General features: G+C 68.2%; 9 protein-coding genes and 1 pseudogene. 9 read left to right on the top strand and 1 reads right to left on the bottom strand.

What is annotated here, in order from left to right; genetic code table 11:
• From VF662_RS10055 to trmB, 4 genes and pseudogenes are all read left to right on the top strand, one after another.
• Positions 1-688 (top strand): annotated as a pseudogene (locus VF662_RS10055) (hypothetical protein); the annotation flags it as partial.
• A 33-nt stretch (positions 689-721) separates the two neighbouring features.
• Positions 722-2,251, top strand: coding sequence for an apolipoprotein N-acyltransferase (gene lnt, locus VF662_RS10050; RefSeq protein WP_464140542.1), 1,530 nt, complete (start codon positions 722-724; stop codon positions 2,249-2,251).
• Positions 2,252-2,317: 66 nt separating this feature from the next.
• A complete protein-coding gene (metK, locus tag VF662_RS10045; protein WP_464140540.1) occupies positions 2,318-3,520 on the top strand; it encodes a methionine adenosyltransferase in 1,203 nt (400 codons plus the stop codon).
• On the top strand, positions 3,517-4,200 hold the full coding sequence (trmB, locus tag VF662_RS10040) for a tRNA (guanine(46)-N(7))-methyltransferase TrmB (RefSeq protein ID WP_464140545.1): 684 nt from the start codon (positions 3,517-3,519) through the stop codon (positions 4,198-4,200). Before metK ends, trmB begins: the two co-directional genes overlap by 4 nt.
• On the opposite strand, the gene VF662_RS10035 is transcribed toward trmB, so the two are convergent.
• Positions 4,197-5,327: a PQQ-dependent sugar dehydrogenase gene (locus tag VF662_RS10035; protein WP_464140536.1), complete on the bottom strand. Its 1,131-nt coding sequence runs from the start codon at positions 5,325-5,327 to the stop codon at positions 4,197-4,199. The genes trmB and VF662_RS10035 overlap by 4 nt on opposite strands.
• 25 nt (positions 5,328-5,352) lie before the next feature.
• On the opposite strand from VF662_RS10035, the gene VF662_RS10030 reads away from it, so the two are divergent.
• The 5 genes from VF662_RS10030 to VF662_RS10010 all read left to right on the top strand — a co-directional run.
• The gene (locus VF662_RS10030) at positions 5,353-6,477 is read left to right on the top strand and encodes a type III polyketide synthase (protein ID WP_464140534.1); all 1,125 of its coding nucleotides are present in this window, start codon (positions 5,353-5,355) and stop codon (positions 6,475-6,477) included.
• Positions 6,474-6,959 (top strand): isoprenylcysteine carboxyl methyltransferase family protein, encoded by a 486-nt coding sequence (locus VF662_RS10025; RefSeq protein WP_464140532.1) that lies wholly within the window; start codon positions 6,474-6,476, stop codon positions 6,957-6,959. The genes VF662_RS10030 and VF662_RS10025 overlap by 4 nt, the downstream gene beginning before the upstream one ends.
• Positions 6,960-7,073: 114 nt before the next feature.
• Positions 7,074-7,601: a ribosome maturation protein RimP gene (rimP, locus tag VF662_RS10020; RefSeq protein ID WP_464140530.1), complete on the top strand. Its 528-nt coding sequence runs from the start codon at positions 7,074-7,076 to the stop codon at positions 7,599-7,601.
• Positions 7,602-7,606: 5 nt separating this feature from the next.
• A complete protein-coding gene (gene nusA, locus VF662_RS10015; protein WP_464140528.1) occupies positions 7,607-9,223 on the top strand; it encodes a transcription termination factor NusA in 1,617 nt (538 codons plus the stop codon).
• The coding region (locus tag VF662_RS10010; RefSeq protein ID WP_464140526.1) for a DUF448 domain-containing protein at positions 9,204-9,786 on the top strand (583 nt) is incomplete at its 3' end. The genes nusA and VF662_RS10010, both read left to right, overlap by 20 nt.

The raw sequence follows: 9,786 nt of genomic DNA, 5'->3' as shown, positions 1-9,786 counted from the left end.
CGCGGTCCTGGTCCACCGCGCCCGCGCCCGGCTCGGCGACGAGGTGCTGAGCCGCGCCATGAACGGCTGCATCGAGGCCATCCACCAGAATGGCGAGATCGTCGGCGAGCGCCACCGCTTCGACAACCGGCTCTCGATGGCGGTCCTCTCCCGCCTCGACCGGCTCGCCGAAAAAGAGGGCGCGCGCGAGGAGCAGCTCCGCGCCGTCTCCGAGGATCTGGACGATTTCCTCGACTGCGTCGCCGATGGCGGCGATGCCGACGCCTTTATCGATGCCCGCCGTCCCGCGCCCGCGCCCGCTCCGGAGCCGGGGGGCAACAAGCCGCCGATGCCTCATGACGAAGGTGCGCTCTGGACCAGCGATGACGGCGGCCGCTGGACCTGCTTCCCGCCGCCGCCGGGCTTCGAAGGCCTGGAGGAGGGCGAATATGACGGGATCAACTGGTACGCCCGCACCCTGACGGAGGCCGAAGACGCCGCGGTCGAGCGCAAGCTGGCCGAGATGCGGATGGAGGACGCCGCCGAGCGCGACCGTTATTTCGGCTTCGCCCCGGAACCGGCCCCTCAACGCCCGAATGCGGCAGCGGCGGGGGCGGAGGAACTCGCCGACTCCCATTCGGCAGCCGGCGCCCGGCACCCGTCAACTTCATCAACTTATCGGCACGGCCCCGGCGAGCGCCATGGTTGAAGCCACCGGCCATAGCGGCGATATGCGGCCCGGATGAAGTTCCTCCTCCTGTCCCTGCTTCTCGGCCTCCTCGCCGCCCTCGGCTTCCAGCCTCTGGGCCTGTGGCCGCTGACGCTTGCCGCCTTCGCCGGGCTCCTCTGGCTGGTCGAGCGCGCGCCGAGCCTCCGCAGTGCGCTCGCCCGCGGCTGGTGGTTCGGGGTCGGCAACTTCACCCTCGGCCTCAACTGGATCGCCACCGCCTTCACCTACCAGGCGGCGATGCCCGCCTGGCTAGGCTGGATCGCGGTCGTGCTCCTGTCGCTCTATCTGGCCGTCTACCCGGCCATGGCGACGGGCCTTGCGTGGAGATGGGGCGGTGGCCCCACCCGTTCCCCGGGGCACATCTCATTCACCCTCATCTTCGCAGCCGCGTGGATCGTCACCGAGTGGCTCCGCGCCACCATGTTCACTGGCTTCGCCTGGAACCCGATCGGAGTCTCGCTGCTCCCGACGCCCGCCTCCCGCCTCTCCACCTGGGTCGGCACCTACGGCCTTTCCGGCGTCGCGATGCTTCTTGCAGGCGTGCTCCTCCTCCTCTTCCACCGCCGCCTGCACGCAGCGGGGGCGCTGCTCGGCGCCGTCGCGATCGCGACCGCGCTCGCCGCTGTCACATCGGCCGCGCCGCTCGCCGCTCCCGGCGTCCCGCTCCGCATCGTCCAGCCGAACATCGGCCAGGAGAACAGATGGACGCCCGGCACCGAGGACGAGACCCTGCTTCGCCTCGCCCGCTTGTCGCAAAGCAGGCATAAGGGGCCGCGCCTCCTGCTCTGGCCGGAATCGGCGATCACTCCGCCGCTTCAGGATGGGCGCACCGATCCCCACCGCCAGCAGGGGGCCGCACAGCTTCGGCGCTTGGTCGGGCTCCTGCTCGGCCCCAATGACCTGCTCCTCGCCGGCGGGATCACGCTCCAGTCGACGAACGGCGTCAACGTCACCAGCGGCACCAACAGCGTCTTCGCGATGGACCGCTCCGGCCGAATCTACGCCCGGTACGACAAGGCGCACCTCGTCCCCTATGGCGAATATCTGCCGATGCGGGGGGTGCTGGAGCCGCTCGGCCTCTCCAGGCTCGCGCCGGGCGACATCGATTTCGATTCCGGCCCCGGCGCTCAGACGCTCGCGGTTCCGCTCGCCGGCAAGGTCGGGTTCCAGCTCTGCTACGAGATCATCTTCTCCGGCGAAGTCGTCGACCGCAGCAACCGCCCCGCCTTCCTGTTCAATCCCTCCAACGATGCCTGGTTCGGAAGCTGGGGCCCGCCGCAGCACCTCGCTCAGGCGCGGCTCCGGGCGCTGGAGGAGGGGCTTCCGGTCCTCCGCTCGACCCCCACCGGCATCTCCGCACTGGTGGACGCAGACGGACGCCTGCTCCACTCGATCCCGTGGCGCACCGCAGGCGTGATCGACGCCGCCCTTCCCGCCGCTAAGCCGCCGACGCCGTTCGCCCGCTTCGGCAACATCCTGCCCTTCCTGTTCGCGCTTCTGCTCGCCGGGATCGGCATTGCAGTCGGCCGGAAACGGGTTTAGGGACGCGCCCACATATAAAGATATCTTTATATCTCTTTTCCCATAGCTCCGAGGCACTTCCCCGCGATGCGCAGCAACTTCCTCTTCACGTCCGAATCCGTCTCCGAAGGCCATCCGGACAAGGTCGCCGACCAGATTTCGGACGCGATCGTCGATCTGTTCCTGTCCAAGGATCCCGAGGCGCGCATCGCCTGCGAGACCTTGACCACGACCCAGCTCGTCGTCCTCGCCGGCGAGATCCGCTGCCGCGGCGTCTACGAGAACGGCGCTTGGGCGCCGGGCGCGGAGGAAGAGATCGAGCGCACCGTGCGCGAGACGGTGAAGCGGATCGGCTATGAGCAGTCGGGCTTCCACTGGCAGAACCTCAAGTTCCAGAACAACCTTCACGGCCAGTCGGTCGACATTGCCCAGGGCGTCGATGAAAGCGGCAACAAGGACGAGGGCGCCGGGGACCAGGGCATCATGTTCGGCTACGCGACCGACGAGACTCCGGACCTCCTCCCCGCCACGCTTTATTATTCGCACCGCATCCTCGAGCGGCTCGCCGCCGACCGCCATTCCGGCGCCGCGCCCTTCCTAGAGCCCGACGCCAAGAGCCAGGTGACGCTCCAGTACGAAAACGGCGTCCCCGTCCGCGCCACCGCGGTGGTCGTCTCCACCCAGCACACGCCCGATCTCAGCAACGACGAGGGCCAGGCCAGGCTCCGCGCTTACGTGAAGGACGTTCTCGCCGACGTCCTTCCCGAGGGCTGGATGCCGGCCGATGAAGGCATCTTCGTCAACCCGACCGGCAATTTCGAGATCGGCGGTCCGGACGGCGACGCCGGCCTCACCGGGCGCAAGATCATCGTCGACACCTATGGCGGCGCGGCTCCGCATGGCGGCGGCGCCTTCTCCGGCAAGGACCCGACCAAGGTCGACCGGTCGGCTGCCTATGTCAGCCGCTATCTCGCCAAGAACGTCGTCGCCGCCGGCCTTGCCAGCCGCTGCACGATCCAGCTTTCCTACGCGATCGGCGTCGCCGAGCCGCTGTCGCTCTACGTCGATCTCCACGGCACCGAGGCGAACGGCACCACCGCCGCCGATCTCGAGCGCGTGCTTCCGACGCTCGTCAAGCTCACGCCCAAGGGCATCCGCACCCATCTCGGCCTCAACAAGCCGATCTACGCCCCCACCGCCGCCTACGGCCATTTCGGCCGCAAAGCCGAAGGCGACCGCTTCAGCTGGGAAAAGACCGATCTGGTCGATCGGCTGAAGGCGGCGCTCTGACAGGCGATCCGACCACCATCCGCCGCCTCTACGGCCGCCGTTCCGGGCACAAGCTCCGCGAGGGGCAGGCGGCGCTGCTGGAGGAGCTGCTTCCGGCGATCGGCGTGCCGGAGGAGGGGGCGCTAGGATCGGCGGCCTTGTTCGGAGACGACCGGCCGCTCCATTTCGAGATCGGCTTCGGCTCGGGCGAGCATCTCGCCTATCGCGCCGACCTTCTGCCGGATCACGGCTTCATCGGCGCCGAGCCGTTCCTGAACGGCGTCGTCGGAGCGCTCGCCCACGTCCGCGACAAGCGGCTCGCCAACGTCCGCCTGCACATGGGCGACGCTCTGGAGGTGCTTGAGCGGCTGCCCGACGCCTCGCTCCGCTTCGCCTACCTGCTCCACCCCGATCCCTGGCCGAAGGCGCGGCATGCGAAGCGCCGAATGGTCAATCACGGCCCGCTCGACCTCATCGCCGCAAAGCTCCAGCCGGGCGGCGAGTTCCGGCTCGGCACCGACGATCCGACCTATTGCCGCTGGTCGATGATGATCATGAACCGGCGCAGCGACTTCGAATGGCTTGCCGAAAGCGCGGGCGACTTCCTCGTCCGCCCCGGCGGCTGGCCAGAGACCCGCTACGAAGCCAAGGCCCGCCGCAAGGGCCACGAAGTCTGGTATTTCCGCTATCGGCGGGTTTAGTGAGCCGGGGTCAGCCTCAGCAGACGGCCGCCCTTGCGGTCCTCGAGCAGGTAGACCGCGCCGTCCGGCCCCTGCTCGACCTCGCGGATGCGATTGCCCATGTCCCAGCGCTCGGCTTCGCGGGCGGCGGTGCCGTTCAGCGCGACGCGGACGAGGGCCTTGCCCGAGAGGCCGCCGATGAAGGCGCTCCCCCGCCACTGCGGGAACATGCGGCCCGAATAGATCATCATCCCGGCGGGCGAGATGACGGGGTTCCAGGTGATCTTCGGCGCCTGGAATTCAGGCCGGGTGGGGTGGTCGGGGATCGCGCTGCCGTCGTAATTGTCGCCGTTGGAGACGGTGGGCCAGCCGTAATTCTTCCCCCGCTCGACGAGGTTCAGCTCGTCGCCGCCCCTCGGGCCCATCTCATGCTCCCACAATCGCCCCTGCCCGTCGAAGGCGATGCCGAGCAGGTTGCGGTGCCCGAGCGTCCACACCGTCGCCGCCGTGCCGCCCCGGGCCGCGTAGGGGTTGTCGCGGGGCACAGTGCCGTCGTCGTTGAGGCGGATGACCTTGCCGAGGCTCGAATTCAGGTCCTGCGCCGGAGTGAATTTCATCCGGTCGCCGCTGGTGATGAAGAGCTTTCCGTCCGGCGCGAAGGCGATGCGGTGGCTGTGATGGTAGCGACCGTCGGTCTTGTCGGCCCGCCAGATCACCTGCAGCCCCTCAATCCGCGGCGGCCCGCCTTCGGTGACGAGGCGGGCGCGGCCGACGACGGGGCCGCGTGTGTCGTTCGGCCCGGGCTCCGACCAGCTCAGATAGACCATCCGGTTGCGGCCGAAGTTCGGATGCAGAACGACGTCGCCGAGCCCGAGCTGCCCGCCATAATCGACGCTTGGGGTCCCCGCGACCGGGGTTGCGGCGCCGCCTTCCTTCCAATGGAGGAGGCGCCCGGGCTTCTCGGTGACGAGAGCGCTTCCGTCCGGCAGGAAGGTCATCGCCCAGGGTTCGTTGAAGCTTGCGAGCTCCTGCACCTGGAACAGCTTGCCCCCCGCAGCAGCCGCCGCAGCGTTGCCGGGCGCCACCGCCTCGCCATTGCCGTTGCAGGCGATCAGAAGGATCGGGAGGACATAGGCTAAAGGCCGCATAGGGATAACTCCGGTTGTGCTTTAGGTGCGCAGTTCACATTTGGGCGAAGGCGACGCCCAGTACAATCAGTACGATCGAGACATCTTCTTGGCAGCAAATTCCCCCATTTCCGTCGCCCTGCTCTCGCTCGGCACCGCCGTGCCCGAGACGGTGCTTCGGCAGGAGGAGGCAAAGGAGCTTGCCCGCCGCCTGTTCGGCCGGCGCTCGGCCCATTTCGAAAAGCTCGCGCCGGTGTTCGACAATGCCGGCATCGAGAAAAGGCACATCGTCCGCCCGCCCGACTGGTACGAGGGCGATCATGGCTGGAAGGCGCGGAACGACGTCTATCTCGAGGCCGCCGAGGCGCTTTACGAGCAGGCGGCCCGGCGAGCGCTGGACGCGGCCGGCGTCGGTGCGAGCGAGGTGGACTGCCTCGTCACCGTCTCCACCACCGGCATCGCCACTCCGAGCCTGGAAGCGCGGGTGGCGGGGCGGATGGGCTTCAGGGCCGATGCCGAGCGCGTCCCGATCTTCGGCCTCGGCTGTGCCGGCGGAGTCTCGGGCCTAGCCACCGCCGCCCGGCTCGCCGCGGAGCGCGAGGGGAAGACGGTTTTGTTCGTCACGGTCGAGCTCTGTTCGACCTCGATCCGGCTCGACAAGCTCAGCAAGGCGAACATCGTCGCCACCGCCCTCTTCGGTGATGGAGCCGCGGCGGCGGTGCTCCGCTCCGGCGGCAGCGGTGTCGCGTCAGTCGAGGGCGGCGGCGAGATCCTGTGGCCCGAGACGCTCGGCATCATGGGCTGGGACGTCGAGGATCCCGGCCTCGGGGTGATCTTCGACCGCGCCATTCCGCCGTTCGTCGAGGACAATATGGATCACGCGGTCGGGCAGATCCTGGCGAAGCTCGGCGTCGAGCGGACCGGCATCGACCGCTTCACCTGCCACCCGGGCGGTGCCAAGGTGGTGGCCGCGCTCGAGCGGAGCCTCCGCCTCGGCGACGGAGCGCTCGACCATGAGCGCGCGGTGCTTCGCGACTATGGCAACATGTCGGCGCCCACCGTGCTGTTCGTGCTCGAGCGGCTGCTCGCGGAAGGAATGCCGGAGCGGACGATGCTCCTCGCGCTCGGCCCCGGTTTCACCACCAGCGGGCTGTCCTTGGTCCGGGGATGACTGCGGCGATCATCCTGGCGCTCGTGACGCTCCAGCGGCTTGCGGAGCTGGTCCTCGCCCGCCGCAACACCAGGGCTTTGCTCGGCGAGGGCGCCTACGAAGTCGCACCCGGCCACTATCCGCTGATCGTCGCCGTCCACGCGCTCTGGCTTGCGGCGCTCTGGTGGCTGGCGCCGGGGCGGCCGGTCTCATGGCTGCTGATCGGCCTGTTCGTCCTCTTGCAGCTCGGCCGCCTCTGGGTCCTCGGGACGCTCGGCCGTCGCTGGACCACCCGCATCATCATCCTGCCCGGCGCTCCGCTCGTCCGCCGCGGCCCCTACCGCTTCTTCAGCCACCCCAATTATGCCGTGGTCGCCGCCGAAATCGCCGTCCTGCCGCTCGCCTTCGGCCTCTGGGAGGTGGCGCTCCTCTTCACGATCGCGAACGCCGCTGTGCTGGCCATCCGCATTCGTGCCGAGAACAAAGCCCTCTCGCCCAAATGATCTTGCTCCGGGCGGCCGCTCCGCCTATATGCAGCTCACCTCCTCACATCGGTAACGTTGCGAGGCTGGTCCCGGGGTCGGGGCCGGCGCGGAGGGATTTTGTTCGGAGATCGGATGGCGGACTTTGCCGCATTGACGGAGTTGATCGAGGCCGAGGCGAAAGCCGAGGGCCTCTCGCTCGTGCGCGTCAAGATGATGGGCGGCACCTCCGATCCGACCCTTCAGGTGATGGCCGAGCGGCCGGATACGCGTCAGCTCACGCTCGACGATTGCGCCCGCCTCTCGCGCCGCTTGTCGGACGTGCTCGATGAGGCTGATCCGATCGAAAGCGCGTACCGGCTGGAAGTCAGCTCGCCCGGGATCGACCGGCCGCTGACCCGGCTCCAGGATTTCGAGGACTGGAAGGGCCATGAGGCGAAGATCAGCCTCACCGACAAGCTTGACGGGCGCAAGCAGTTCACCGGACCGCTGATCGGCCGGGACGGCGAGGATATCCTTATCGACGTGCAGGGTCTCGGCGAGACGCGGCTTCCCTTCGCCATGCTCCATTCCGCCAAGCTCGTCATGACCGACAAACTCATTCAGGCGACCGCTCCGCTCTCCGCGGAAGGCGCCGACCAGATTAAGATAATAGAGGACTGAGAAAGATGGCCACAGCAGCCGTTTCCGCCAACAAGGCCGAGCTGATCGCGATCGCCGATTCGGTCGCGCGTGAGAAGCTCATCGACCGCGGCATCGTGATCGAGGCGATGGAGGACGCGATCCAGCGCGCCGCCCGCGCCCGCTACGGCGCCGAGAACGACATCCGCGCCAAGCTCGATCCCACCAGCGGCGACCTTCGCCTGTGGCGTGTCGTCGAGGTAGTCGAGCAGGTCGACGATTATTTCAAGCAGGTCAGCCTCGAGGACGCGCAGAAGCTGCAGCCGGGCGCCGAGCTCGGCGACTTCATCGTCGATCCGCTGCCGCCGATCGAGTTCGGCCGGATCGCCGCCCAGGCCGCCAAGCAGGTGATCTTCCAGAAGGTCCGCGACGCCGAGCGCGAGCGGCAATATGAGGAGTTCAAGGACCGCGCGGGCGAGATCATCACCGGCGTCGTGAAGCGCGTCGAATTCGGCCACGTGGTGGTCGACCTCGGCCGCGCCGAGGGCGTCATCCGCCGCGACCAGCAGATCCCGCGCGAAGTCGTCCGCGTCGGCGACCGGGTCCGTGCCCTGATCCTCTCGGTCCGCCGCGAGAACCGTGGACCGCAGATCTTCCTCAGCCGCGCGCACCCCGATTTCATGAAGAAGCTGTTCGCGCAGGAAGTGCCGGAGATTTACGACGGCATCATCGAGATCAAGGCCGCCGCGCGCGACCCGGGCAGCCGCGCCAAGATCGGCGTCATCAGCTACGACAGCTCAATTGATCCGGTCGGCGCCTGCGTCGGCATGAAGGGCAGCCGCGTCCAGGCGGTCGTCCAGGAGATGCAGGGCGAGAAGATCGACATCATTCCCTGGTCCGAGGATCTTGCGACCTTCGTCGTCAACGCGCTTCAGCCGGCAACGGTGAGCCGCGTCGTCATCGACGAGGAAGAGAGCCGGATCGAGGTCGTCGTGCCCGACGATCAGCTCAGCCTCGCGATCGGCCGCCGCGGCCAGAATGTGCGCCTCGCTTCGCAGCTTACCGGCTCGGCGATCGACATCATGACCGAGGCCGACGCTTCCGAGAAGCGCCAGCGCGAGTTCGTGGAGCGCTCGGAGATGTTCCAGAACGAGCTCGACGTCGACGAGACGCTCGCTCAGCTGCTCGTTGCCGAAGGCTTCGGCGCGCTCGAGGAAGTCGCCTATGTCGAGGCCGACGAGATCGCCTCGATCGAGGGCTTCGACGAGGAGCTTGCAGCCGAGCTGCAGAGCCGCGCAGCCGAAGCGCTCGAGCGCCGCGAGGAAGCTGCCCGCGAGGAGCGCCGCGGCCTCGGCGTCTCCGACGAGCTGGCCGAGATGCCCTACCTCACGGAAGCCATGCTGGTGACGCTCGGCAAGGCCGGCATCAAGACGCTCGACGATCTCGCCGATCTCGCCACCGACGAGCTCGTCCAGAAGAAGAAGCCCGAGCAGCGCCGCCAGCGCGAGCCCAATCGCGCCGAGGACAAGGGTGGAATCCTCGCCGAATACGGCCTTAGCGACGAGCAGGGCAATGAGATCATCATGGCCGCCCGCGCACATTGGTTCGAGGACGAGGACGGTCAGGCGCAGGGGGAGGACGCTGTTGCGGAAACCTCCCAATGACACTCTAGAAGCCGAACGGCACGTTCCCGAGCGCAAGTGCATCCTTTCGGGGGAGCACGGCGCTCGCGATACCCTGATCCGGCTCGCGCTCGGGCCGGACGGCCAGGTCGCGCCTGACGTCCGGGCCAAGGCTCCCGGACGCGGCGCCTGGATCGGAGTCGATCGCAGGACGCTCGACGCCGCCAACGAGAAGGGCAAGCTGAAGGGCGCGCTCGCACGCTCGTTCAAGAGCGGCTCGGTCTCCGCGCCCGCCGATCTCGGCGCCCGCATTGAGACTGCGCTTCGACAGGCGGTGCTCGACCGGCTGGGTCTGGAGGCGCGTGCCGGCAACCTCCTCACGGGCGCCGAGAAGATCGAAGCGGCGGCTCGAAAGGGCGACGTCCACCTGCTCCTTCATGCCGCCGACGCGGGCGCCGACGGGCGTTCCAAGCTGGATCAGGCCTGGCGGATGGGCGACGGGGAGGCGCAAGGGTTGGTTTTCCCAGAGGAAAGAGCCATATTGTCGTTGGCGCTGGGGCGGCAGAATGTGGTACATGTCGCATTGATCGACCGGGCTGCCGCAG

Source organism: Allosphingosinicella sp. (assembly GCF_036387215.1).
Classification (GTDB): domain Bacteria; phylum Pseudomonadota; class Alphaproteobacteria; order Sphingomonadales; family Sphingomonadaceae; genus Allosphingosinicella.
Note: the sequence above shows the minus strand (reverse complement) of the source record. Positions and strands in the feature narration are given on the sequence as shown.